24 protein-coding genes, 1 pseudogene and 1 other annotated feature are annotated in these 24,360 nt (G+C 39.6%); of the genes and pseudogenes, 10 read left to right on the top strand and 15 right to left on the bottom strand.

Features of this window, described 5'->3' with window-relative positions; translation table 11 throughout:
• Positions 1-130: 130 nt before the first annotated feature.
• The 3 genes from pheA to DTOX_RS04345 form a co-directional block, all read right to left on the bottom strand.
• The gene (gene pheA, locus DTOX_RS04355) at positions 131-1,291 is read right to left on the bottom strand and encodes a prephenate dehydratase (protein WP_015756515.1); all 1,161 of its coding nucleotides are present in this window, start codon (positions 1,289-1,291) and stop codon (positions 131-133) included.
• 14 nt (positions 1,292-1,305) lie between these two features.
• The gene (gene aroF, locus DTOX_RS04350) at positions 1,306-2,325 is read right to left on the bottom strand and encodes a 3-deoxy-7-phosphoheptulonate synthase (protein WP_015756514.1); all 1,020 of its coding nucleotides are present in this window, start codon (positions 2,323-2,325) and stop codon (positions 1,306-1,308) included.
• Between the two features lie 368 nt (positions 2,326-2,693).
• Positions 2,694-2,964: a binding site (T-box leader), on the bottom strand.
• Between the two features lie 138 nt (positions 2,965-3,102).
• Positions 3,103-3,435 carry a hypothetical protein gene (locus DTOX_RS04345; protein ID WP_015756513.1) on the bottom strand — a complete coding sequence of 111 codons (333 nt, stop codon included), beginning with the start codon at positions 3,433-3,435 and terminating at the stop codon, positions 3,103-3,105.
• A gap of 270 nt (positions 3,436-3,705) precedes the next feature.
• Here DTOX_RS04345 and DTOX_RS04340 point away from each other — a divergent pair, with 270 nt between their 5' ends.
• From DTOX_RS04340 to DTOX_RS04330, 3 genes are all read left to right on the top strand, one after another.
• Entirely contained in the window at positions 3,706-4,905 is a 1,200-nt protein-coding gene (locus DTOX_RS04340; protein WP_015756512.1) for a sensor histidine kinase, read from the top strand.
• A gap of 96 nt (positions 4,906-5,001) precedes the next feature.
• Positions 5,002-5,406, top strand: coding sequence for an IS200/IS605 family transposase (gene tnpA, locus DTOX_RS04335; RefSeq protein ID WP_015756510.1), 405 nt, complete (start codon positions 5,002-5,004; stop codon positions 5,404-5,406).
• Positions 5,407-5,411: 5 nt separating this feature from the next.
• Positions 5,412-6,503, top strand: a complete 1,092-nt coding sequence (locus DTOX_RS04330) for an RNA-guided endonuclease InsQ/TnpB family protein (RefSeq protein ID WP_015756509.1) — start codon at positions 5,412-5,414, stop codon at positions 6,501-6,503.
• 361 nt (positions 6,504-6,864) lie between these two features.
• On the opposite strand, the gene DTOX_RS04325 is transcribed toward DTOX_RS04330, so the two are convergent.
• Positions 6,865-7,080 (bottom strand): hypothetical protein, encoded by a 216-nt coding sequence (locus tag DTOX_RS04325; RefSeq protein WP_157862849.1) that lies wholly within the window; start codon positions 7,078-7,080, stop codon positions 6,865-6,867.
• 475 nt (positions 7,081-7,555) lie between these two features.
• Between DTOX_RS04325 and DTOX_RS04320 the strand changes: the two genes are divergently transcribed.
• The 3 genes from DTOX_RS04320 to DTOX_RS04310 all read left to right on the top strand — a co-directional run bounded on the left by DTOX_RS04320 (position 7,556) and on the right by DTOX_RS04310 (position 10,752).
• Complete coding sequence (locus tag DTOX_RS04320; RefSeq protein ID WP_015756508.1) at positions 7,556-7,741, top strand: hypothetical protein; 186 nt, start codon at positions 7,556-7,558, stop codon at positions 7,739-7,741.
• Positions 7,742-7,921: 180 nt separating this feature from the next.
• The gene (locus tag DTOX_RS04315; RefSeq protein WP_015756507.1) at positions 7,922-9,292 is read left to right on the top strand and encodes a phosphohexomutase domain-containing protein; all 1,371 of its coding nucleotides are present in this window, start codon (positions 7,922-7,924) and stop codon (positions 9,290-9,292) included.
• A 122-nt stretch (positions 9,293-9,414) separates the two neighbouring features.
• Positions 9,415-10,752, top strand: a complete 1,338-nt coding sequence (locus tag DTOX_RS04310) for a hypothetical protein (RefSeq protein ID WP_015756506.1) — start codon at positions 9,415-9,417, stop codon at positions 10,750-10,752.
• Here DTOX_RS04310 and DTOX_RS04305 read toward each other — a convergent pair.
• Together DTOX_RS04305 and DTOX_RS04300 are read right to left on the bottom strand one after the other, a co-directional pair.
• Positions 10,736-11,299 (bottom strand): nitroreductase family protein, encoded by a 564-nt coding sequence (locus DTOX_RS04305; RefSeq protein ID WP_015756505.1) that lies wholly within the window; start codon positions 11,297-11,299, stop codon positions 10,736-10,738. The two genes, DTOX_RS04310 and DTOX_RS04305, sit on opposite strands and share 17 nt — an antisense overlap.
• A gap of 275 nt (positions 11,300-11,574) precedes the next feature.
• Positions 11,575-12,294, bottom strand: coding sequence for a stalk domain-containing protein (locus DTOX_RS04300; RefSeq protein WP_015756504.1), 720 nt, complete (start codon positions 12,292-12,294; stop codon positions 11,575-11,577).
• Between the two features lie 519 nt (positions 12,295-12,813).
• Between DTOX_RS04300 and DTOX_RS21305 the strand changes: the two genes are divergently transcribed.
• Both DTOX_RS21305 and DTOX_RS04290 read left to right on the top strand, forming a co-directional pair.
• Entirely contained in the window at positions 12,814-13,830 is a 1,017-nt protein-coding gene (locus DTOX_RS21305) for a helix-turn-helix domain-containing protein (protein ID WP_015756503.1), read from the top strand.
• A 235-nt stretch (positions 13,831-14,065) separates the two neighbouring features.
• Entirely contained in the window at positions 14,066-14,314 is a 249-nt protein-coding gene (locus DTOX_RS04290) for a DUF1540 domain-containing protein (RefSeq protein WP_015756502.1), read from the top strand.
• Positions 14,315-14,403: 89 nt separating this feature from the next.
• Here the strand turns inward: DTOX_RS04290 and DTOX_RS04285 are convergent, their stop codons facing one another.
• The 3 genes from DTOX_RS04285 to DTOX_RS04275 all read right to left on the bottom strand — a co-directional run bounded on the left by DTOX_RS04285 (position 14,404) and on the right by DTOX_RS04275 (position 17,435).
• Complete coding sequence (locus tag DTOX_RS04285) at positions 14,404-15,084, bottom strand: SanA/YdcF family protein (protein ID WP_042316690.1); 681 nt, start codon at positions 15,082-15,084, stop codon at positions 14,404-14,406.
• A gap of 63 nt (positions 15,085-15,147) precedes the next feature.
• Positions 15,148-15,738, bottom strand: a complete 591-nt coding sequence (locus tag DTOX_RS04280; RefSeq protein ID WP_015756500.1) for a pyruvate kinase alpha/beta domain-containing protein — start codon at positions 15,736-15,738, stop codon at positions 15,148-15,150.
• 728 nt (positions 15,739-16,466) lie between these two features.
• Entirely contained in the window at positions 16,467-17,435 is a 969-nt protein-coding gene (locus DTOX_RS04275; protein WP_015756499.1) for a hypothetical protein, read from the bottom strand.
• A gap of 190 nt (positions 17,436-17,625) precedes the next feature.
• Here DTOX_RS04275 and DTOX_RS04270 point away from each other — a divergent pair, with 190 nt between their 5' ends.
• Positions 17,626-17,853: a hypothetical protein gene (locus DTOX_RS04270; protein WP_015756498.1), complete on the top strand. Its 228-nt coding sequence runs from the start codon at positions 17,626-17,628 to the stop codon at positions 17,851-17,853.
• Between the two features lie 306 nt (positions 17,854-18,159).
• On the opposite strand, the pseudogene DTOX_RS25240 reads toward DTOX_RS04270, so the two are convergent.
• Positions 18,160-18,286 (bottom strand): annotated as a pseudogene (locus DTOX_RS25240) (IS256 family transposase); the annotation flags it as partial.
• Between the two features lie 251 nt (positions 18,287-18,537).
• Entirely contained in the window at positions 18,538-19,572 is a 1,035-nt protein-coding gene (gene selD, locus DTOX_RS04265) for a selenide, water dikinase SelD (protein ID WP_015756497.1), read from the bottom strand.
• Between the two features lie 274 nt (positions 19,573-19,846).
• Here selD and DTOX_RS04260 point away from each other — a divergent pair, with 274 nt between their 5' ends.
• Complete coding sequence (locus DTOX_RS04260; RefSeq protein ID WP_015756496.1) at positions 19,847-20,722, top strand: LysR family transcriptional regulator; 876 nt, start codon at positions 19,847-19,849, stop codon at positions 20,720-20,722.
• Positions 20,723-21,125: 403 nt separating this feature from the next.
• Here DTOX_RS04260 and DTOX_RS04255 read toward each other — a convergent pair whose 3' ends face one another.
• The 4 genes from DTOX_RS04255 to DTOX_RS24110 form a co-directional block, all read right to left on the bottom strand.
• Entirely contained in the window at positions 21,126-21,974 is an 849-nt protein-coding gene (locus DTOX_RS04255) for a hypothetical protein (protein WP_015756495.1), read from the bottom strand.
• Complete coding sequence (locus DTOX_RS04250; RefSeq protein WP_015756494.1) at positions 21,968-22,150, bottom strand: hypothetical protein; 183 nt, start codon at positions 22,148-22,150, stop codon at positions 21,968-21,970. The genes DTOX_RS04255 and DTOX_RS04250 overlap by 7 nt, the downstream gene beginning before the upstream one ends.
• A 166-nt stretch (positions 22,151-22,316) precedes the next feature.
• Complete coding sequence (locus DTOX_RS04245) at positions 22,317-22,958, bottom strand: hypothetical protein (protein ID WP_015756493.1); 642 nt, start codon at positions 22,956-22,958, stop codon at positions 22,317-22,319.
• 9 nt (positions 22,959-22,967) lie between these two features.
• The gene (locus DTOX_RS24110; RefSeq protein WP_015756492.1) at positions 22,968-23,186 is read right to left on the bottom strand and encodes a hypothetical protein; all 219 of its coding nucleotides are present in this window, start codon (positions 23,184-23,186) and stop codon (positions 22,968-22,970) included.
• Between the last annotated feature and the right edge of the window lie 1,174 nt (positions 23,187-24,360).

Raw genomic sequence — 24,360 nt, 5'->3', positions numbered from 1 at the left:
ATCTTATACTATTTGATTAACAAAATTATATACTAAGCCAAATTTTATTTCAAGCTAAAGTTACTTTTTAGGTATGATTTTTTATGATGAAAAGAATAAGCTTTATAAAACAACCTATTCTTCGATTATCTTATTGCCCTGAATCAACCTTCTTCTGTTGCAAACTAACGAAATGGTCAAATAATATTCTATAGACCTTTGATATAACATCAGGATCAAAGCCCTTTATCTCAGCCAGTTTTCTCAGTTTTTCCAATACGCGGCTCTCTCTTTCGGGATCACGCACACTGCCCACCTTCTTAAAATTGCCAACCTTATCCACCGTACGGGTACGACGTCCCAGCAGTTCTATGATTTGGTCATCGATCATATCTATCTCCTGCCTTAAATCGTCCAGCGTCGGTTCAAAGACACTTCTTTTAGCCGTCTCAACTTTGACAGCCGATCTGTAAGTACCCAGTACCCTGACTGCCTGCGCTACTGTCCTTATTTCCTCCAGCGCCTCTTTTACTTTGGGTTCCAGCCTGTGGCCCTCTATGTCTATAAAAAAGAAATACTCACCTATTTTTTTGCGGGTCGGGCGTGATTCTATCTTGGTCAGGTTAATTCCCCTTAAAGAAAACTCCCCCAATACGCGGGACAGCGCGCCTGGTTGGTTCAATACATAAACCAGCAGTGAAGTTTTACAATCCCAAAAACAATCGCTGTCAAACCGGGAAAGCAGCACAAACCTGGTTTCATTATTGGAATAATCATTAATTGCCGGCACCAGTACAGCTAGCCCGTAAGCCGCGGCTGCTCCGGCTGTGCCTATAGCAGCCCAGACCTCCCCGCTCAAAGCCACCTGCCTGGCTGCTTCCGCCGTACTGGCAATCTCAACCGGTTCAGCCCCCGGCAAGTGACCTTCAAGATATTCCCGGCATTGAGCCAGTGCCTGGGGATGAGAGAGAACACGGGTAATAGCCGTTAGCTCCACGCCCTGCCTGCTTATTAAATTCTGCTGCACCGGCAGTATAATCTCCCCGGTTATCTTCAAGTCGAATTCGTTAGCCAGCAGATCAAGAGTCTGGTTTACCGAGCCTTCACAGGAATTCTCAATTGGCACTATGCCTAAATCCACCTCTCCCCGGTAAACGGAATTGAATACATCCACAATAGTGCCGCAAGGAAGTAATTGCCAGTCAACTTGCTCCCGCATAGTAAACTTGCAGGCGGCTTCTTCGCAAAAGGTACCAATGGGACCGAGATAAGCAATCTTATTGATATTGTTAGCTGTCTTTATTTCACACATATGTTATTCTCCTATTAAACTGACATAGTGCGATCTATCGCAGGCATCATTTTTGTTAATTTAGCTATCAAGCCAACCAGTTCCCCCGGGTGCAGAGACTGTGCACCGTCACAAAGAGCTTTACTCGGTTCCGGATGCATTTCCACTATCAGACCGTCCGCACCCCCCGCCGCAGCCGCCAGAGACATAGGCACAACCAGCTGCCTGTCACCTGTGGCATGGCTGGGATCAACAATTACCGGCAGGTGACTGAGCCTCTTAACCAGCGGAACGGCACTGAGATCGAGAGTATTGCGGGTATAGGTTTCAAAAGTACGGATACCTCTCTCGCAGAGAATAATCTTGCCATTGCCCTCTGACATAATATACTCGGCTGACATTAACCATTCCTCTATGGTAGCGGACAATCCTCTTTTCAGTAAAATAATTTTATCTGTCTGTCCGGCCGCCCTGAGCAAACGGAAATTTTGCATATTTCTGGCACCGATTTGTATTATGTCTACATAATCATGCGCCAGCTGCAAACTGTGTTCATCAATAACTTCCGTCACCGTTGGCAAACCTGTTTCCTCCGAAGCTTCTTTTAAAAGCTTTAAACCCTCCTCCTCCATACCCTGGAAACTGTAAGGAGATGTTCGTGGTTTGAAAGCACCGCCACGCAGGACATGACCACCCGCAGCTTTAACCTGCCGGGCGGCGGTCAAAAGCTGTTCCCTGCTTTCCACCGCACAGGGACCGGCCATAACAACAACGCCCTCTCCACCTATGCTGATACCGCGTATATTAATAACCGTGTTTTCTTCCCTGGCTTCTCTGCTGACCATTTTGAAAGGCTTCATAATTTTAACAATATCCTCCACACCTGGCATTTGTTTCAGACTAACGCTGTCGAGCGCCTGCCGGTCACCTACCGCACCTATAACTATTCTCTTTACCCCGCGAATGACCTGTGTCTTAAAACCCAGACCATCTAATTTCTCTATAACTGCCTCTATCTGTGCGTCTGTGGATTCAATAGACATAACTATAATCATAAACATTCCCTCCGTTATATAAATTAAAAGCCCAGAACTTCCGCCCGCGCAGGGACGAAAACTCAAGGCTTCCGCGTTACCACCCTAATTGGTCTAATATAAAGACCCTCTTAGTCAAAGATACACAAAAAATATTATTCCCGATCAGCCCGCTTGTATTCATATGAGTAGAAGGTTATTTTTATTCGCAACTGCTCAAGAAAATCGTCTTAAGCGACTTTCGAGCAGCCACAAGCACTTGTGCTCAATGGAAATTATGCAATATCAACCCTGCTTATGCTATATAAATTTGCACAACATTAAACAATAATTTATCTGCCAAATTATCATAGCACAATTTCCCAGAGTACAAAAAAAGCTCTTCATCCCAAAGGGACGAAGAGCCTTCGCTCGCCGCGTTACCACCCTGCTTGAACTGTATCAATACAGTTCCACTCATACAAGATACGGGAAAATATTCCGATATCCCCTTCCCTCTAACGTTGGAAGCAAACGGCCCAACCTACTTACCCTGACGGGTTTCAGCCGGCAACTCCGGAGAGAACTTCGGTTAACCATACTTTAAAGGTGCTTGCAGTCAATGACACCTTCTCCCTGAAAAGCTGGGCTTAACTTACTTTTCTCCTTCACAGCTTTTAATAAAGATTTAATTAATAGTGATTATAACATATAAAGGAGATATTGCAAGTGGTTTTTTAGAAGATTTTTCAATTCCATAACTTACTCAAACCTTTCTGCCTGTTTCACAACCCACTTGGGCTCTTCTTTAACTCTTTTCTAGCGTTTTATTTTCTTCTTCTCAGATAAAGGAACAGCAGCCAGTACTACCTGGTTTGCCTGAAGAGAAACCTTGATTTCATAATCAATAATACCATCCTTAAAAAGCTTTACTTTAAGCTCTAATAAAGCTTTGTCAACCTTCTCCTGAAGTTCAGGTGTTAAAAACGAACTTTCTTCCTTTGTCGATGCTCTTTTGACCGGTTGAGCCGATGGCTCTGCTTCCTCCTCATCAAACAAACAGGTTATACGTTCTCCTTTATTATTTATTAAAAAACTTGCCAGCATATCCTGATCAGTTAAATTCTTTCTAATTTTTGTTCTCTTTTTCATTTTCATCACCTATTTTAACTTTATGATTTGATATTTTCTTTCGTATAATTATTTGACATGCATCCGGTTATTTCCTTCTTTAACCGGATGCAATACATTCTTCAGCAACGAATATAATAACGAAAATTTGTCTAAGTGATTAATCAAGCAGGGATTTTCAGACAAATATTGAATAAATAAAAAAGGTTTAAGACTTAGCTGTATATTACGATATATTCATTATATATTCTTTTAAAAATATCAATTATGAAATTTCTGGAGGTCTAAAATTTGCCTACATCAAGTGAACTCAATTTATCTCTTGCCACTACCAGTCGCTTACCCCAGATTAATGTTCTGGAGCAGACGAAATATTTGGAGAGATTTAAGAATATCCGTTACCTGTTGGATGCTTTCGGTATTGTTATAGTACTGAATCAATACTTGCAAGTGGTTTACTGCAACGAAGCCTTTTTAAATTTTACCAACAAGACAGGTACCGGCTTAGACAAAATTATTGGGAACAGGACAGGGGAAGTTTTGAATTGTATCCATAGTAACAGTAAGTTCGGCTGCGGCACAAGCGAGCACTGCACTGCCTGCGGGGCACTTCAGGCCATTCTGGCAAGCAGAAACGGCACAAAAACCTCTAAAGAGTGCAGGATTACTGTAAACAAAGAAAAGGAAGACTTCTCACTGGATTTAATGGTCACTACGGCTCCCTTCTCTCTGGAACTGCAGGACTATATTATTGTTTTGATAAAAGACATTAGTGATGAAAAAAGAAGAAAGGCCCTTGAAAGGATATTTTTTCACGATGTGATAAATACGGCCGGCGGACTGCACGGGCTTATTCAACTGCTTGATGCATCATCCACCGAGTCTCCGTATACCATAGATATTACGCAGGACTTATTGCAGATATCCGCCAACTTGTTAGAAGAAATCAAATGCCAAAGAGATTTAGTATCCGCTGAGAATAATGAACTGGTCATCAATACAGAAAAGATAGAATCCTTAGCAATATTAAAAACAACTGTTAAACAATTTGCCAACCACCAACTGACCGGAGAAAAATCCATAGAGATTGATAATAATTCGGCTGATATTGAATTTAATACTGATCCTGTTCTGCTCAAGAGAATACTGGGCAACCTGTTAAAAAACGCGCTGGAAGCTTCCGGTAAAGGGGATATTATCACCACTGGCGTAAAAATATGCGACTCTCGAATTAAATTCTGGGTAAACAATCCCGCCTTTATGCCAAGAAACGTGTCACTGCAAATATTCCAAAGATCCTTTTCTACCAAGGGTAATGGGAGAGGACTGGGTACCTACAGCGTAAAGCTTCTTACAGAACGTTACCTCAAAGGCTCCGTTTGGTTTCAGTCCAGTGAGGCCGAGGGCACCACATTCACTGTCAGTATACCTTTACCTGCAGATTTAACCAAACCCCGCCAGAATTCCCCCACCTCTAAGGTGGTGAGATGAATGGCAGCCTTGTTTTGTGTACTAATAAAATGTTTGCCAAAGCCTCTATGATGTGGCAAAATATAATCAGACGCAATAACGAAAGGCTGATTATTATTGAGCAAACTTGATACAAATAGCCACTCGGTCTTCTTACTCACATATCATCTGATTTTGGTAGTAAAATATCGCAGAAAAGTTATAAACGACACAATAGCAAACCGTATCAAAGAAATTGGTGAGTATATTGCACCAAAATATAATATTAGTTTTCTTGAATACAACCATGACAAAGATCACACACACATATTGTTCAAGGCTCACCCTAATACGGAAATTTCTAAGTACATCAATGCATTCAAAAGTGCATCATCCAGACTTATTAAAAAGGAGTTTCCGGAAGTTAGAAAGCAGCTGTGGAAAGAATATTTTTGGTCGCAAAGTTTTTGTCTTCTAACTACAGGTGGTGCACCCATTGAAGCAATTAAGAAGTACATTGAAACCCAGGGTGAAAAGAGGTGAATCATTTGCAAATTGTCTACCGGTTTGAAATGCGTCCGACCAAAGAGCAACAGAAAAAAATGTTTCACACACTAAAACTTTGCCGGAAACTCTATAACCGGTCTTTATCTGAGCGTCAGCGTGTGTATAAAGAAACCGGCCAAGGGTTGACATATAATAAACAGCAGAATATGCTGCCAGGCTATACAAAAGAACATCTGGAATACAAGCAAGTTCACAGTCAGGTAATGCAGGATACTTTGCGCCGGGTAGACTTTGCCTATCAGCAGTTTTTTGCCAAAGAAGCCGGATACCCCCGGTTCAAAAACCGTGACCATTACACATCATTTACCTATCCCCAGGTGGATGCTATAAAGAAAACTTTCTCTAAGCCGGGTAAAATCTATCTTTCTAAAATAGGTTTCGTAAAAATGACAACTCACCGGGAATTTGATGCCAGTCAAATATCCAGGGTTAACATAAAGTATCACGGTGGTAAGTGGTACGCTAATTTGACTGCCGAAGTGGAAGTACTCGAAAATCTTATCGACAGTACCAAATCCATTGGAATAGACGTGGGCCTTGAACATTTTGCTGTATTGTCTGATAGTACAGAAATAGAAACCCCAAAATACTATCGTAAATCAGAAAGGAAGTTAGCCAAACAACAGCGAAGACTTTCTCGCAAAAAGAAAGGTTCTAACAACCGAGGGAAAGCCAAAACTAAAGTGGCTAAACTTCATGCTAAGATAACTAATCAACGAAAAGACTTTCTACACAAGACCAGTCTAGACGTGGTTCAGAGCCATGATATTGTCTTCATGGAAGATCTAAAGATCAAGAACATGGTCAAAAACCACTACCTAGCTAAAAGCATACATGATGCTTCATGGGGTACATTCAGAAACTTTGTTGAGTATAAATGTCACAGATATGGTAAAATATTTCTTCCTGTCCCTCCTCATGGCACTTCCCAGACATGTCTTTGTGGTGCCAATGTGCCAAAGGATTTGAGTGTCAGAGTGCACCGGTGTCCTGCTTGTGGAATGGTTATGCCCAGGGATTTGGTGTCAGCTATATTGATAGAACGTCGTGGCTTAGAAATGCTAGCGGCTTAGATATATAGTTGTAGGGCGGGGACCGCCCGAAATCATGCCTGCTGGAGGCCGTGTAAGACCTATTGCTCTTTGTAACGGTAGGCCGTGGCTGATGAATCAGGAAACGCTCGTTGATGTTCCTTTGGAAGCCCCCGCTTCTTAGTGGAACGTAAGCGGGGGTAGTTCACACTTTATCGCAACTTGTCACCGGTGTGGGGCAGGCCGGCTCGAGTGATTTGATTTGTCCTCCCTGGTAAAAGGAAATTCCCGTACGCACATTCAGGGGACCAAGAGGAGAATTTAATAAAAATGAATACCGATTATAGGGCTTTTAAAATGCCCGCAGGAAATTTGCAAATCCATTTCATAAGCCAGCTCCCTCTCATCCTCTTCGGACCAGTGAAGTTGGAATAAGGGTTTGTTCCTGAAGAGGCAGATTTTTTAGGCAGCCGTTAGAGTAAAAGGCAATCGGTTTACCGGATTTTCTCCTTATCTCATTATTTCTAAACATAGGCACAAGAATACCAAACGGTGTGACCAGCTCATTATGCTCTGCTACCACACAATTTCTCAGGTTTCCCTTCGGGTAACAATCCATATATGAAACTCCTTTAATAATTCCGTAGCAGGTCTTAACTTCTCTCATAATTTTTATCCTAACTGATTATTTTTTACCCATACTTTATAGTTTTGATCATCATAGTCTTTCCCACAACAGCAGAGGGAAAAATATTAGTTGTCAGGTGGGGGAATTGATCCGGGTCTGCCAATGACGGACTAAAATGAGTAAACCAAATAAGGATGCCATCAAATTCCTCTTTCCCCTATGCTCATCTACTTTATATTTATTCCTTCGTAAAATATAAGCTTTTTAAGTATTAATTTAATCGCCAAACATACAAAAACTCATCATACTCAGAATTATAAGTTAATCATTTCATCCGGATACGCAATATAATAATCAAGTCCGAACGATCTGCCAAAAGGACTGTTTAAATAAAAGACACACAAATTAAAAATCGTATTAAACAACACTGAGAAAAAAAGAGCTAATGATTTAGGAGGTTCACATAATGTTAAGAAGCTACGTGTTTATTGATACAGCGACTGAATCGGCAGAAGCTCAGTTTAATAAGTTTTTGGCCAACACTAATCTGGCCCGGGAACAGGTAATCAGTATTCAGTATATTGGTGCTGAAGCTAATGGTTCCAGCAGTAAGAAAAATAAAATATTTATATTAGTTGAAGAAAAAAGGTAGCATTTATTGTTTTTTGCAAATCAAAGGTTCTGTCATAATATGTCTTCCGCTTCTGAAACCACTTGATTTTGAATACCCCGCCATACGATTGCATGCTATAATAAAAGCATTATCATCTGCACAAATCACCATCTTATGGAATATTTTTTTATGTTTAGAATAAAAAACGGAGGATTTATCATGCAGGGAAAAAACCAAATCCGAAATGCATTTAAAGCCTATGACATTCGTGGCCGGGTTCCGGATGAACTCAATGAAGAAATTGCCTACCGCGTCGGTCGTGCTTATGTGGATCTTTTCAAGGCGCGGCAAGTGGCTGTGGGTTATGACGTGCGTCTTTCCAGTCCGCCGCTGGCTGCTGCCTTAGCCAGCGGGCTTAATGACGCCGGCTGCAATGTTATCAATATCGGAAACTGCGGTACAGAGCAAGTTTATTTTGCTGCTTTTCATTTAAATCTGGACGGGGGAATAATGGTAACAGCCAGCCATAATCCCATGGACTATAACGGCATGAAGCTGGTGCGTGCGGGAGCCAGGCCCATAAGCGGGGACAGCGGATTAAGAGAGCTGGAGGAACGGGTAGTAAAAGGGATTTTTGCACCTCCAACAGATCTAAATCCAGCCAGGGGAAAAGTCCGTAAAATGGACATCACGGTTGATTACATTGAGCACCTGCTTTCTTATGTTGATCTATCGGCTTTAAAGCCTCTCACAGTGGTAGTTAATTCGGGCAACGGGTGTGCCGGGCCTATCCTTGATTTACTGGAAAGCCGTTTACCCTTCCGGCTAATTAAGGTTCATCATAAGCCGGACGGTGAATTTCCTAACGGTATTCCCAACCCATTGCTGCCTGAAAATCGTGAAGCCACAGCTAAGGTTGTTAAAGAAAGCAAAGCAGATGTTGGAATTGCCTGGGACGGCGACTTTGACCGTTGTTTCTTTTTTGACGAGAAAGGTGATTTCATCGAGGGTTATTATATAGTAGGTCTTCTGGCTAGCGCATTATTGTGTAAAAATCCGGAAGCCAAGATAATTCATGATCCCAGGCTTACCTGGAATACCATCGAGATGGTGCAGCAGGCGGGAGGCATACCGGTCTTAAGTAAAACAGGACATGCTTTTATAAAAGAACGCATGCGCGTGGAGGATGCCATTTACGGCGGTGAAATGTCAGCACATCACTATTTCAAAAACTTTGCCTATTGTGACAGCGGCATGATCCCCTGGTTGCTTGTTTTGGAAATTATGTGCAGAGAAAACACCCCCCTGTCAAAATTAATCGGCAAACAGATGCGCAAATACCCGGCCAGTGGTGAAATCAACCGTAAGGTAGCAAACCCGACAGAAATTCTAAAAAAAGTTGAGAAGCATTTTATCGGAAAAGCCCTTATTGATCATACTGACGGTTTAAGCTTGGAATTCACTGACTGGCGCTTTAACCTTCGCATGTCCAATACTGAACCACTACTGCGACTAAATGTTGAAAGCAGGGGCAACCATCAACTAATGCTGCAAAAAACAGCCGAACTGCTTGCTTTTATAGACGCCTGATTGTCTCTAAACTCTTTGTTAAAACAAAACTTAGGCAACCGCAACACAAAAGCACCCTACAGGTTTATTCTTTTAAGGAAAACTATTTAAGAAAAATATGCAATAAATATGGAGACAGAAAGATGAGTTTGCTCGATCCTGAAAAAAATAAGCGATCTGAAGATAAGGTAGTATACCGGAAAATCCTTACGGGGGAAGCAACATTTCGTGGCGGTTTGATTAGTCCCTTTCACAGGTGGTTTCGCCTTACACCCAGTTACGGCCCGGAGCTAGTCGAAATCATGCTGGCTGAAACGGAAACCTGTGATAAGCACGTGGTTCTCGATCCGTTTGCCGGTGGAGGAACAACACTTATCCAATGCAAACTAAATCAAATAGCCGCCTATGGCTTCGAAATAAATCCAATGCTTCATTTTAACTGCCGGGTAAGCACAAACTGGCAGTTAAATGCTTCTCTTCTGAGAAAGAACTTAGAGAATCTAAGTTCTTTCTACTTCGAGAAAAAGCTTGCTTTAAAAAACGCTGAAGTTGAGGAAACGGGTATCAGACTTCCAGCTATCCATAATATCTTCCGCTGGTGGAGAAAAGATGTTTTAAAAGACTTGTTAGTATTAAAACTGGCTATTACCACTGCCAGGATGGATGAACCGGAGCGCAATTTTTTCCTGTTAGGATTGGCAGGGGTTCTGGTACCTGACTTAACTAATGTAACTCTCGGAAGGCTGCAGCTGCATTTTGTCGATAAAACCGGCAGGGACATTGAAGTGTGGAGCACTTTTTCTAATCACATTGAAGAAATGCTTTCGGATCTGGAAAGCACCGGCAGTAAGGTTGCTAATACTCCTTCCACCGTCTTTATGACTGATTCAACTCATTTAGAAGGCATTGACATACCTCAAAAAATCGACCGGGTAATAACCTCGCCGCCTTATCCCAACAGGTATAGTTATGTATGGAATACACGGCCCCACCTATACTTTTTTGATTTTCTAAGTAACAGTAAACAGGCTGCCGATTTAGACAAAATCACCATAGGCGGTACCTGGGGTTCTGCCACCTCCATATTAAATAAAGGCGTAATAGACCCCCTATACCCAATTATTAATCAAAAGGTATCACCTATAGCCGGGCAAATCAGAGAGCAGGATAACTTAATGGCCAATTACATAACAAAATATTTCAATATGCTAGCCAAACAGATTGTAGCTCAAGACAGGTTCCTTTCGGATTATGCCCGGTGTGCCTATGTAGTCGGTTGTTCTCGAATAAAAGGTATTTTCATCGAAACAGATAAAATTCTCGGAGAAATTTTTGAGGGCCTGGATTTAGGTTATCAAATTCACAAAATAGAGAGGATTCGCAAAAGACACAGTGACAAAGACTTACATGAAGCCATTGTTTACGTTTACAAAGGCTGTCGTAAACAAAACAAAAAACAATATTCTATTTCTTCCAATTGATAATATTTAATTCTTTTCTACTGCCTTTTCCGGGAGAGAGATCAGGATATCCCAGAATAATGGGAGCCACTACTTCATATCGCTCCGGAACATTTAATTCTTTTTTTACTTCTGAGGTATTTGCAATACTACTGGCAAAACCAATCCAACAACTCCCGAGGCCTTTGTCATAAGCGGCCAACATCATATTAAGAGCAGCCATACTGCAATCATTGATATATGTAAAAAAGTTCTTGTCGCCATAAATTATAACCAGAACAGGAGCATCATAAAAAATATTAAAATTAGGATTAGCAAGAGCGTTTCGGTATTGTTCAAGGGCTGGCATGGCGTCTAATTTTTCCAAAAGAAAAGCCTTGGCTCGATCAGAAAGGTTTTTAAGGTATTCCTTGTTCTCCAAAACAACAAAGGCCCAGGGTTGACTGTTTATACCACTTGGTGCCCAGGCAGCAAGTTCCAGCAATTCTCTGATTGTCTGTTCTGGGATAGGGTCACTTTTGTATTTGCGAATGCTTCTTCGCGATTTAATGGCTTCAATTGTTTCCATATTAAACTCCTTTCAATAAATGGCAATATATTTTCAATAGAATACCTTCTCCCCTAATAAAAGTCAAGCACAACAACTCCGAAAATACTCGAAATTTGTTATTAGTATACCAAAAACAGAATGTTCACATTATTCACAGAGTTATCCACAGAAAACACAGGCACGTGTACTTATTGGAAATTATGCAATACTAACCTTAACTTATCCACAGATCCATCATAAGCATAATTTCCCGAAATACCAAAAATACCCCCTGATTAGGGGGTATAAAACAACTATTTGGCAACCGGAGTTTCATATGCTACCGGGTTACCATCTTTATCTACTCTTGGGCCAAAAATAGGAGCATCGGCTTGTCTAGTACCTTCCCATGCAATTGAATAGCCGAAACGCATGTTCTTTACATTAAGCCCTGCATCCCCAAGTACGCCTGCTGCCAGGCCGGCAGTATTCCCGGTGTAACAATAAATAACTATCTCATTTTTACCACCCTTAGCAACATGATCAGCTAACGCATCCTCAAGCTTTGTCAAGTTACCCGGCTCTGCAATATTTTGAGCTTCGGCTATCCAAACAGCTCCCGGGATATGACTCACGTCATAATCTTTTTGGGTCCTGACATCAACAACTAATGGATGTTTTGCCATATCACTATCATCAAGAGCCGCTTTTAAATCCACTGCCTTAACAAAATTAGTATGAATGGTAGGCTGAGACTGACTGGCATCGTTTTTCCCTTTTAAGAATTTATCCCCACTGGATCGAGTAATAACAACAGAACTGTTTTCTGAATCCCAATTTACATCACAGCCTAATGCTTCAGCAACAATACGAATAGGTACAAGTACACGATCATTTTGCATCAATGGTGCCACATCTGATTGGATATCCTTACCATTAACTAAAAGCTTAATGTTATCTACGTTAGCCGCAGCTATTGATGTCACGAAGATTAATAACAAACAAAAAATAAGTATTGTAATTTTCTTTTTCAAATTCCTTCTCCTCCTTTTTTATGATAGTTAACAAAAAATATCAAATAACACCCCCCATAATTTGTAATATATTAGTATTGTTTTTAAGAGAAAAAAGTTTCTATAAATATCTATTGAGTAGAATTTTAACAACATACATTGTTTTATTGGTTGGCATATTTTCTATACCTTTCCGGCTATTAATAATATTCTGATTATTCTAATAACTAAAAACATCCTTACATTAGGAAATGCTTCTGTATATTTTATTGAAAACTTTTTTACTCTTAATAATTACTATACCACAAACGAATTAAATTTCCTGCAAAAACCAGCAGTGATTTATAAACTTATGTCAGATTCTTTTAGCAATATAACACTTTAATATTCTTTTGTTCAAAAAGTGTTCAATAGGTCACCAAGTACTTTTGCTCAAATACTACCTAAAAGGCACTCACAGTTTAAAAAAATAAGAAAATTTCCCATAATCATGTTGACCAATACTTACCCGCTATATTAAGATAAAACAGAGGTGAATATATGAGTTACTCAGAACTATTATCGGAATACATCAAAAGATCTACTTATAGTTTAAGAAAAGTAGCTGAACTCTGTAATGAAAAAGGGTTTTCTATAGATCATTCCTACATAAGCAAACTCAGGAATGGTAAGAAACCGCCTCCCTCTGAGGAGCTGTCTCGTGTACTTGCTGAAGTTTTGAATGGTGACCCGGAAACCCTTGTAGTCGAAGGCTACAAAGAAAAAGCTCCTGAAGAAATTAAAAATTTGCTGAATGGCAAATGTGCTGCCGTCCCAAGATCGCCTGGAGTAATGACAAATACACAGCAAACAAATAATTTATCCCGAAAATACAGTATGGTTATTGAATTAGCTGATATTTTAGAAAATGACACTGTCATGCTAACCGCCGGCGGAAAACCTTTAAACGGAAAACATAGATTAAATCTACTTAAGCTATTGGATAAGACTTCAACCAATAAAAATATTGATAAGGCCGCAGATTTAATTCCAATTTTAGGTTCTATCAGAGCCGGCATACCTTTATTATCTGAGCAAAATAAAATAGGTGAAATTGATGTCCCGGCAAACCTTGTTGGCAGAGTAGATTTTGCATTATATGTGAATGGGAACAGCATGATCGGGGCGGGAATAAATGAAGGAGATCTTGTTCTATGCAAGCAGGATTACAACCCTTACCCTGGTGAAATTGTAGTTGCTTTAGTTAACACTGATGAAACAACCCTCAAGTATTACATCAAGGAAAATGATAAAGTATTATTAAGAGCAGCTAATCCCAAGTATAAAGATATTGAATTAGGGCCGGGTGACCAAATCCAGGGCAATGTAGTTAAAATTCTCAAGGAACCCCCGTCAATAAATGTTTATAAAGAATATCTCTACCTTAAAGAGGATCACTTGCAAGAATGGAATGAGGCAATCGAAAAAGCTGCCGCTAACGGAATCAAACCCTCCGCCATTCGGGAAATGATTGATATCCAGGTGGATTTAGCTAAAAGATTAGCAGGTTTAGATTAATCAAAACCACTAAGTACATGAGCCGCTTAGTGGTTTTTCCTTTGGAAATACAACAAGTTTCTCAAAAAAGATTCATCAATAATGTTTACTCTTTCTAATTGAACATTATTTCCTTATTTTGATATTTATCCATTAGATATCATAACTTAACTCAACACAATTTATTTTAAACCGCATATTAAATGATTTAACTACGAACCATAATATCGTAAATAACTTTGAAAGGGTGAAATAAATGAACCAACATATTCACTGCATTATTAAAGATTGCCATTACTGGCAACAAGGAAACAAGTGTACCGCTAATGAAATTCTGGTAGCAACAGATGAATTTGGGGCAAAATATCCTGAAGAAATGGATGCCCACATGGCAGCTCAGCTTACCCCGGAATCAGCTGGAAATTGTACGACAACTTGCTGTAAATCTTTTATGCCTAACGGTTCTAATTACAAGACTCTTGACGGAATTAAAAAAATGAAATAGTCAAAAAGATTAGCTGCACTCATATAAAAACAGTATGAGCCATTGCTGAAAATATACTATCGCAATGGCTCATACTGTTTATTGTCAAGTTAATTTGAATTTTTATCATTAGTAAGTCTCCCGTCACCTTTTACCGGTATTGCTTCTCCTAAGAAAGTGGGTTTTGGCTTGATGATTTTCGCGTTAAAGAAATCCTTGTCCCTGGCAGCAATTTCTCTGAGCTTGTATTTTTCCATAACAATACCGTAATCCTGCCTATCTGCCGCAACTCCGTATGCTTTAAGTCCTAATTCCCTGGCAATGAAAACTGCCCGCAACAAGTGGTATTGCTGTGTAACAATTATAATATTTTTAGCCTGAAAGATATCTCTTGCCCTATACAAGCTTTCGTATGTGCTAAAACCTGCATGATCCATGAATACGTCTTCATTCCTGGCGCCTTTATCTATGAGGAACTTTTTCATGGCGTTGACTTCATCATAACTGAATTTTCCATGATCACCACTGACTATTAATTTTGCAGCTTTGCCTCGTTGATAAAGTTCAAAACCAACAGTTAAACGGTCATTTAACATCGTTGACACAATTCCATTGGGATAAACATAGGCACCCAGTATGAGAATAGCATCCGATTTGGGCACATCATTCTCATTAGTAATATATCTGGAACCGTTATTTTTTACATAATTATCAATCGCGAGACCGGCAAACACAATCACAAAAAATATTACTATAATAACGATGCATGTCCATTTATTCCTGGCTTTCATTTGAATTAGTACCTTTCGTTTTAATAACATAAGATCGTAATAGGCCTCTTACTCCTGTTTAAATTATTCCTTGGCCATCTTCTCCTTAACCTCATCTATATTTAGCGGGTAAAGCGGCTTGCAAATAATTTCGTTAACCCGAAGCCTCCTTATATGCTGTGAAGAGGCTGCCTGCATAACCAGAGCAGTATCTGAACCTTTGGCAGTTCCGGCTATCGCTATTACCTTCTCTCCACTTCTTAAGTGGCCTGCATCTGTGGCCATGAGAACTATTTCAAAACATACTTTTATTCCCTGGCAAAAACAGCGCAATAGGTTCGCCATCGCAGTTGAAGTATTATTCCCATATAAATTATCCGTATGGAAAAGCATACTTCCAAAGTGTACTTCGTGACCGGATTCTCTAAGCGTCTTAACCAAATCATGAGGAAATGGGTTCTCTTTTTTATAAAAGTCAAACTGATGAGGTACTACTACTAACTTGACACCGCTATCTTTAAAAAAGTCCATAGCTTTCTTGGCTGTCGTACCTGTAGTAGAAGCTAATACTAATTTATTAATACCTGAGTTCTGCAATCTTTCTTGAACTAAATTAAAGGTGATTCCGGTATTTTCGGATTTAACATCCTCGAAATAGAATATTTTACTCTCCATAATATTGCCTCCGATCAAATAATCTTGGATATCAAAACTACCCTTAAGCTTAATATTATGAACTACTGAAATGACTATACGTTTTTAATCAATTTTTCTCGGCTTACCTTTTCTATAAATATAACCAACTACATTAATTTTACATCAACTATCATGGAAAAAACAATCTTAAGATAAATTTTAGTAAAAGAAATATAATATTAACCCTTATAATACTCTTAAAAATTCCAAAAGTTTATTTAGAATAAAACGAAATATGTTAGTAACAATTTAATATTATTTTAAGGTTCCGTAAGTATTATTAATATCATATTCATCAGCATTAGTCTCACAGCAATGTTCTTTCTAAAGTTCCAACTCCCAAGCGCCGTTAAAATATATTCTCTCCAATCTAAATATTCACTCCTATGACCTCCGTTCTAACAGGAGGTTTTTCTTTTGGTCAAAATAAGACAAGTAATTCATTGACATTTTAGCAACTTAGTGTTAATATGTTCAAGTCATTACTTATAGGAGGCGAGAAAGTTGACTGAGGAGCTAATCAATGAGATTCTGGAAAGCGTTGGTTTGGAGAAAATTGAGGATCAAGGCGAATAGAACCGAAGGCAGAAGGGGCCTTCGGTTCTATTCGCCAAAAAGAGAAAATGGATACTATTAAACTATTAAAACCCGGCCAAGGCTAAGTGTGATATTCTTAACAAGCTTTTAAACACATTATGGCAGCGAAATTACTTCTTAACCTCCAGTTTACTAACCACAACCGCCAGTTCCCCCCAGGTAGGTCTCCAATCAGCCTGATGCCCACTGGTTATTATACCCTCTTTTTTTAGAGTATCAACAGCGCTTTGCGGTATCTCAGCCGCATCCAGAAGGCCGCACCGATCTAAAATTACTGCTAACATCTCCCTCGTTACTACACCTTGAGGATTAGTACCATCCATGAATCCTTTTGCTGTTGCCTTATCCCAACCCGCCTTTGCCCAATCACTCACTACATCTATTATCTTTCCGTATTCAGCCGCGCCCACAGCTTCCAGTCTTACCTCGCCCGCTTCCTGCCAATCCCAATAACTGATACCGGGAAGACCGGCATTCTTGCACAAATCAGCAAATTTAACAATTTCATCTGCTGCTACCTTGCCATATACCTGACCGGCAGGCATAACGGGTATGCCAAATTGCATACAGTCACGCAAAGATAGAGATAAAGCTTTATCTACCGGCATAGCAAAGTCGCCCCAGTATACTTGAGGTAAAACTACATCACAAGCTGCGTTAAAAACCTGCCAGGGAAATTTACTGTGATAAGACGGTATGCCGAAACTGGAATAACCCAGTGGTACGCCAAAAACTCTAAAAGCCTCCAGAACGGAGCCAGCTCTACTGGGATTCTGTTCATACTCAACTTCAGCATCAATTATTAACCAATCCGCACCCGCATCTAAACACCTTTTTGCAGCCGCAGCCTCGCCCTGCGGATATGTACCGTAACTATAACCCCATGCACCAATAATTAAACCTGCTGCGTGTGCCAAAGCAATAATATCCTCTATTTGCGACCAGTAGCTTCTTCCATCCCAACCCTTCACTAAAAGCCCGGCAAGACCAAGATTCACAGCACGGTTAACAATGACTTCGGGACTGCCGCTCTGATTTAGTTGCCATATCCATATATGCTTTCCTTCCCATGGATTCATCTTAAATTGCCCCTTTCAATATTTTTATTATCTAATAGAGCGATCCATGATTGGCGTAGATATATTTTCATTAGCTTTTTAGCAGCATCATACTGCTAGCCACATTATAGAACAAGTACTTTATACCAATAATGTATCAAATGTCTAACTAACCCCATATTATAACTTAAAATATAAAGGGGGTATAAAAATGGCATTATCAACAGCAATTAACTTTGCAACAGGAGTTACTGTTAATATTTTAACTACCGGTGGCTTTGCTTTCACTGGTGAACTGATTGATCAAACTACAGGCACAACAGACACGACAACTACAACAGATAGTTTCTTAATTATTAGATTGAGAACCGCTACAGCTCCTTATTTCGCAGGTCAAGTATTAAGAATAAATATGAATCAAATAATCGCTCTTGGGTAAGGGTTAATTTAATTGTCACTGGTAGTAAACATGGGCAGCCAGTAAACCGAGTATGGTAGTATGTGGTATGAGCCGCTAATTATTCAATACCACTATTAAATTCTCTAGTTAACATAACGTGCAAAGCAAAAACGATATCTGTGGTTTACAAGATTTTGTGTAATTGATTTATTCCCTTGTAGATTTAGGTGGGCTTATAATGGATCTTACCTGCCGGAGATAGCTAAGGATATTATTCCCAGCTATCTCCTTTTTTTATAGCTATTTTTGAGAGAACGAAAGGAAAATATACTTACTGCTAATCCCCTGCTCCTTGTAAGATACATATTTCATGGAGTTACGAATTTGGCGAATGACACAATTACGGAAAACAGCGTTAAATAGCCTCGCCAAAACCAGAAAGACTGTCTTTACAGGCTATTAGGATATCTTCACAACGCCCCTATTTTTAAATTATATGCATCTTGAGCCAAGTCTATCATCTCAAAACCGAATATATATTCTCAGGCTTTGATATCCTAAACCCCAATACCCCGGAGTTTAAAGGCTATTTACTGGTCAAGAAAGAAATAATAAACTTCAGCTACCAAGTCAGCCTGCCAATTTATTAATCGCGGCCCCCCGATTCCAACTTGTAATCAACCTTCTCCCGTTTATTAGTTTTTAATTCCAATGAATTCATAATCAAACCACCACGCTAACTTGACCCGGCCCTTCAACCACTTCTCCGATTTCTACTGCAGTTAAGACTTCTTCTTTACTTTGTAGAGCTTTGAGTAATTTATTTTTATTTTCTTGGGGAACTGCAATCAACAGACCTCCCGAAGTTTGCGGGTCGCACAAAATTAGTTTTACTTCCTTGGAGAGTCTGGTATCCCATTCAACCAAATCACGTAAATAGCGATAATTGTTATGTGTTCCCCCGGACACTGCCCCTGCTTGTATTAATTCTTCAGTTTCCGGTATAATGGGTACCTTGGAAGCAGTTATACATGCCCCGGTTCCACTGGCTATGAGTATCTCACGTAAATGTCCCAACAGTCCGAAGCCAGTTACATCCGTACAGGCATTTACCCCCACCTCCTGCATAATCTCAGCAGCCTGTTTGTTTAATGTAGTCATCTGTTTAGTAACTCGTCCTATTAGCTCATTATTTACAAGCTTACGATCTATGCCTGTTGTGATCACTCCAATACCCAACGGTTTAGTTAATATTAAAGCATTTCCTGGTTTAGCTCCCTTTTTGCTGATCATCCGGCTTGGATTAACAAAGCCGGTTACCACCAAGCCGTACTTAGGTGCATGGTCAGTAATAGAGTGACCTCCGATAATGGCAATACCAGCTTCTGCAGCCTTGTCCGCACCACCCTTTAATATCTGGCCAAGAATGCTTAAAGGCAGGGATTGGTTAGGATAGCCTACAATATTTAGGGCAAAAGCCGGAGTTGCTCCCATCGCATAAATATCGCTAATGGCATTGGCTGCAGCAATCATGCCATATTGATACGGGTCATCCACTACCGGGGTGATATAATCCACCGTTTGAACCACAGCCAAGTCATTACTTACTTTATAAACAGCGGCATTATCCTCCCGGCCAGCTAACACCTTGGGGTCAACCACTTTAGGCAATCCGGATAGAAGCTCCAATAGGTCCGCCGGACCTATTTTACATGCTCATCCAGAGCCAGGTGAATACGAGGTGAGATTAACATCCATAATGTAAAATTTCCTTTCTTAACAGGTATTTATAATTATAGAAATATACTTAAATATCGAACTTATTCTACCCTTTATTTGATGTCAGCAAGGTATTTTCCACTTCCACTGCTGCATCACCGCCTCCTACCACTGCCACAACCAGGTCTCTAAAGAAAACTCTATCACAGGCAGCATAACTCAATACATGTTTACAGCTTAGCACTATATTTTATATAATACAAATGCATTGTTTGTATTTAACCTATACAATTTTATTATAGGTGGTGATTTGTTGACTGATATAATTTTTAACTACCTGCGGGTTTTTCACTCGGTGGCTAGACACTTGAGTTATTCCAAGGCTGGAGAAGAACTTAACTTAAGTCAACCGGCAGTATCACGGCAAATTTCATCACTAGAAAAAGGATTAGGACTGGATTTATTTACACAGCGTGGCCGCAAGGTGGTGCTAACCGACGCCGGCCGGTCTCTCTATGATTATGCGGATCGCATCATGGGTCTGGCTCAGCAGGCTGGCCGGACACTGGCCCAGTACCACGACTTGGAAAGGGGGGAAGTTCGATTAGGGGTTAGCCCGGTGTTAGGCTGCTATCTGCTCCCTTCAATCTTGAAAGAATTCTATACTCGTTTTCCTAATATTAAAGTCTCCTTACAACTGGATAGCGGACAAAAATTGATTAAGAGAATTGAAGATGGAAAACTGGATTTAGCCCTAGTGGTGGGACCGTTGGAAAGCGACAGAATACATTTAGAGAGATATACCCAGGATGCTCTGGTTTTGGTTTGTCCCCCTGGTGAGGATTCTCCTATGTTTAACGAAATTTTTATTAACTACCCATTGATTACAAGAGAAAAACCCTCTTCTACTAGAATTACTATAGAAGATCATCTGGCTAAGTACGACATTAGACCTAAATTAATTATGGAGATTCCAGATAATGAAGTAATTAAAAGACTGGTAATAACCGGAATCGGTGTTGCTTTTCTGCCTAAACGAGCTGTGGAAACAGAATTAGTCTCCGGTGCTCTGCAGGTCGTTAAAGGGGAAGGAACTGCTTTAACCCGATGGGTATATTTAGTAACTGCTAAGGATCAGCACCACTGTCCAACTCTTCTTGCCTTTATGAACTTCATGAGAAAATATTGATAAAAATGGTTGAGCTACCCCATCTATTTCGATAGTTAAAATAGAATTTCATTCGTAGGGTTCCGAACAGGTTACTTGTTCCAATTAGCAGTACATCAATACATACTTGAACGCTTATGCTGTATGCCAATTATGTAAAAATACACAAGAGGCTACAATTGAACACGCCCTGAAACGGGTATGCTTGGCCTGCGGTATTTTTTACTGATGTCAGCCCCCAAGAGAAATTGGAAATAACGCCTTTTTGTTATTTCCGATTTCGATTCGAACATCAATAGAGGCTATCCTCTGACAATTCCATCAGTTTAATCATATAACCTTCGGATTTCTAATGTTAACTGAAAAATACCTCATAAAAATAGTGTGTTTCAGCCTGATATGGCCAATATAATTCTAATAATAATTATTTTACACACTCAATCAACATTCTTGCATATTTTAAACGTTTGTTTTTATAATCTTGGTAAAAAACATGTGGCTTCCCCTTACTGCCTAAAGCCATAGAAATCGCACTACCAATATATTCATCAACATCAACGAATTCAACAAGCCATTTGTGATTTTTTTTCTTGGCATATTTTAAGACATGGATAGTTGTATCAGTGTATACAATATGTGGAGTGTTATTACTATCAAGAGCCATTGACACACCGTAACCAACATCATTTTTTTTATCTACTATCTCTATAACCCATTTTTCATCTTGCAAAACAGCATATTTTAAATCTTCTCTGAGATAATCATAATAGCTAACATGAGGGATGCCCTTGTTGTCCAAAGCAAGTGAAGCATTATATCCAACGTCCCCATGATTATCAACAATATCAATTCGCCAGGTGCCATCCTTAAAACAAGCATATCTCAGATTTTCATTTTCACCGTCATAATATGCAACATGAGGATTGTCAAAATTATCTAATGCAAGCGCTACTTCATAACGTCCTTCACCGCACCCGACACTGTCTACCTTTACTATTTCCCACCTTCCTGAAATTTTCTTAGCAATTTTTACTTCTTCCATATCAAAATCATAAAAACATATGCACGGTTCACCAATATGGTTAAGAGCCAGAGAGAGTTTTTTAGCTGCACCCTTAGCCCCCTTAACCACCTCAAATCCCCATTTATTACCTAATTGTTGAGCATATATCAGTTCTTTTTTTACAATATCGTAGTAACTTATATGCGGATGGTTTGCACTATCAATTGCAAGGGAAGAGAATGCTCCGGCAGCACCATGAGTTTCTAGCATTTCAATATACCAAACATCACCCGACCCAAAAGCATATTTATAATTGTTTTTTTACTCTCTAAATAACAAACGTGTGGCACATCGTTTTGATCTAAAGTCATCGGAGGTTCATAACCTACTTTACCTTCCTCATCTACAATTTGTATATTCCATAAATTTCGTCTTTTAAATTTCATAACATACCTCTCGTTTTTATTATATTGACAATATTGGTACAAATATGGGAGTAAAGTATGGTACTGGCATATATATGTTTGGATAAAAAATAAAATATATCCTGAGACTCATAATCAATTCTATACTTTTGATATTTCCAACTATTTCCCCTACCAAATTCACTTCTTATTTCTTCTTTTCCGGTTTTACCGTGTATGTCGTCATCGTTCCATCATCGTTGATCTTTACGACCAGTCCCTTGTCTTCGTCTTTCTTCCCCGAATCTGTGGTATATGACGATAAATCAGGAGAGCGGTATCCTTCGGTGCTAGGCCTGTTCCTTCCGGCAATAAGATCTTCCATCGTCAATGGCTCTTTACGAGAAGGTTCTTCGCGGCAAAAGGCATCTTCCCCCAGGTGCTTTTTGACCCTTTCTTGTATTTCCAACATTTCAGGATTCTTCTCCATGGGCTCATCTGAAGTTAAAAGCATGAAGTGATCTTTAGCGAATTCCTCCACCTTACATGGAGCGGTTTGGATTACCTCTTTCCCAAACATCTCAACATGGGGCGGCCCGTATAGCGTCATCCAGGTTATATGGCCCAGGCATGTTTTATAGTCAAGTCCTGGTGTATAGATAAGGTTTGAAATATGGCAGGCGTAACCATAAACTCCATTTGACCAGAGAAACAGTTTTTTGGCTAACTCTATGAATTTTTTAGTTCCGTTATTCTTTATGACGAGATCCCTAGACATATCAAGTCCAATGATATTAGAATTATCGTTGTTCCAACTTATGTCTCCATATATTTTTCGACCTTTCAGCATGATACCACCTTAAAATATCTTTACCTTTTCCGATTCTACCCACATTTTTTTAGCTTCTTCCATGGAAAATGGTGTTTTAATAGGTTCATACATTCCAATTTTATGAGGCAGATAGGCTGGATTAGCGTCCTGGAGCATCTGAAAAAATTCTTCTGTGAAATGTTCTTCTCCAAAAGTTTTATAACCGTAAATCGTTAAATAAACATCGTCAGATTTTTTACCTTTCATAATGATCCCCCCCTACTTTTTCCGGTCGCCGGCCTTTAGTTTGCCATGGGAATCTTGACGATAGTTTCTCTAACATTTCCAACCTTAGTTTGGCAAAAATTTTCGGGTTGGCTTCGGACCAGATCATCAGCGCTTCCATTCGTAGAAACCGTTCGTTCGGTGATCCAGCAGGAACTGTCTTGGAATTTTCGCAATCTCAGTCATTATGCGACATTATCAAAAATCCAAGACTATCAGCAGCTGGAGTTTGATGTGTCTGAAAAGATACATGCCTGATATAGTTATCAGGCTTATTTGGAATATTTCATTTGGGATTTCTCGGAAATAAAATTCTTTTGGATATCTTTTACATGCCATTTTATCCCCTCCACTGTTTTTAGTTTATACTATTTGGGGATGAGACTCAAATCCTTTTAAGGGGCTATATAGTGTCCACTATATACAGTCTTACTTGTTCGCAATCCATCATGTCTATAGTTGTAGGTTGCAACCAGACTATTATCGGATACCCTTTTTACTTGAGTCAATTGACTTTCTGTATCATAAGTATAGTTAAAGGTTCCATCACTGGTCATATTACCGTTATTGTCATAGATGAAACCGCTATTTGTTATCTGATTCGCGTTGTTATAAGAAAAATCTCTACTTCCTTTTCTCAACATGTTCCCTGCAGCGTCATATATATAGCTTTCCTGAACAGGGCTACCATTTTGGGGCGTAAAAGACCAGGATGTCAATCTTCCATTAGCATCATACACAAAGTTATCAATACCTGCCCAGGACGAGATGGAAGAGATATTTCCATTATTATAGTAGGAATAATCATAAACATAGCGCTCTCCACCTCTAAGGCAATTCTGAATATTTTTACACCAACCATTGGGATAATATATAATATTTTTTAGAGAGTATAATCCATTACCATAAATTATTTTAAAAACACGGCCACTTTCATCATAATAGTAATTAAAATGATACTACTCCACTACAACATTGCCGTACTGGTCGTATTTCCTGCCGTTTGACTCCTTAATGCCAGGCATACCTAAAAGGCTGAGACAAGACCATAATAAGAAATATGAAACGGCCGAGTATATATGTGCCTCTCTCAAACTTTAGGAGACGCTTTGTATTACCTGGAGATATAAGAAAAAGCCCTGTTTAGGGCTTAAGC

Source organism: Desulfofarcimen acetoxidans DSM 771 (assembly GCF_000024205.1).
Taxonomy (GTDB): Bacteria; Bacillota; Desulfotomaculia; order Desulfotomaculales; family Desulfofarciminaceae; genus Desulfofarcimen; species Desulfofarcimen acetoxidans.
Note: the sequence above shows the minus strand (reverse complement) of the source record. Positions and strands in the feature narration are given on the sequence as shown.

What these genes read in the sequence shown, in the direction of transcription:
- pheA (WP_015756515.1), bottom strand. Translation starts at nt 1,291, where the DNA reads ATGTGTGAAATAAAGACAGCTAACAATATCAATAAGATTGCTTATCTC.
- DTOX_RS04275 (WP_015756499.1), bottom strand. Translation starts at nt 17,435, where the DNA reads ATGAATCCATGGGAAGGAAAGCATATATGGATATGGCAACTAAATCAG.
- DTOX_RS04290 (WP_015756502.1), top strand. Translation starts at nt 14,066, where the DNA reads ATGAACCAACATATTCACTGCATTATTAAAGATTGCCATTACTGGCAA.
- DTOX_RS24110 (WP_015756492.1), bottom strand. Translation starts at nt 23,186, where the DNA reads ATGAAAGGTAAAAAATCTGACGATGTTTATTTAACGATTTACGGTTAT.
- DTOX_RS04250 (WP_015756494.1), bottom strand. Translation starts at nt 22,150, where the DNA reads ATGAAATTTAAAAGACGAAATTTATGGAATATACAAATTGTAGATGAG.
- DTOX_RS04270 (WP_015756498.1), top strand. Translation starts at nt 17,626, where the DNA reads ATGGCATTATCAACAGCAATTAACTTTGCAACAGGAGTTACTGTTAAT.
- aroF (WP_015756514.1), bottom strand. Translation starts at nt 2,325, where the DNA reads ATGATTATAGTTATGTCTATTGAATCCACAGACGCACAGATAGAGGCA.
- DTOX_RS04310 (WP_015756506.1), top strand. Translation starts at nt 9,415, where the DNA reads ATGAGTTTGCTCGATCCTGAAAAAAATAAGCGATCTGAAGATAAGGTA.
- DTOX_RS04285 (WP_042316690.1), bottom strand. Translation starts at nt 15,084, where the DNA reads ATGAAAGCCAGGAATAAATGGACATGCATCGTTATTATAGTAATATTT.
- DTOX_RS04315 (WP_015756507.1), top strand. Translation starts at nt 7,922, where the DNA reads ATGCAGGGAAAAAACCAAATCCGAAATGCATTTAAAGCCTATGACATT.
- DTOX_RS21305 (WP_015756503.1), top strand. Translation starts at nt 12,814, where the DNA reads ATGAGTTACTCAGAACTATTATCGGAATACATCAAAAGATCTACTTAT.
- DTOX_RS04320 (WP_015756508.1), top strand. Translation starts at nt 7,556, where the DNA reads ATGTTAAGAAGCTACGTGTTTATTGATACAGCGACTGAATCGGCAGAA.
- DTOX_RS04345 (WP_015756513.1), bottom strand. Translation starts at nt 3,435, where the DNA reads ATGAAAAAGAGAACAAAAATTAGAAAGAATTTAACTGATCAGGATATG.
- DTOX_RS04245 (WP_015756493.1), bottom strand. Translation starts at nt 22,958, where the DNA reads ATGCTGAAAGGTCGAAAAATATATGGAGACATAAGTTGGAACAACGAT.
- DTOX_RS04255 (WP_015756495.1), bottom strand. Translation starts at nt 21,974, where the DNA reads ATGCTAGAAACTCATGGTGCTGCCGGAGCATTCTCTTCCCTTGCAATT.
- DTOX_RS04325 (WP_157862849.1), bottom strand. Translation starts at nt 7,080, where the DNA reads ATGGATTGTTACCCGAAGGGAAACCTGAGAAATTGTGTGGTAGCAGAG.
- DTOX_RS04280 (WP_015756500.1), bottom strand. Translation starts at nt 15,738, where the DNA reads ATGGAGAGTAAAATATTCTATTTCGAGGATGTTAAATCCGAAAATACC.
- DTOX_RS04305 (WP_015756505.1), bottom strand. Translation starts at nt 11,299, where the DNA reads ATGGAAACAATTGAAGCCATTAAATCGCGAAGAAGCATTCGCAAATAC.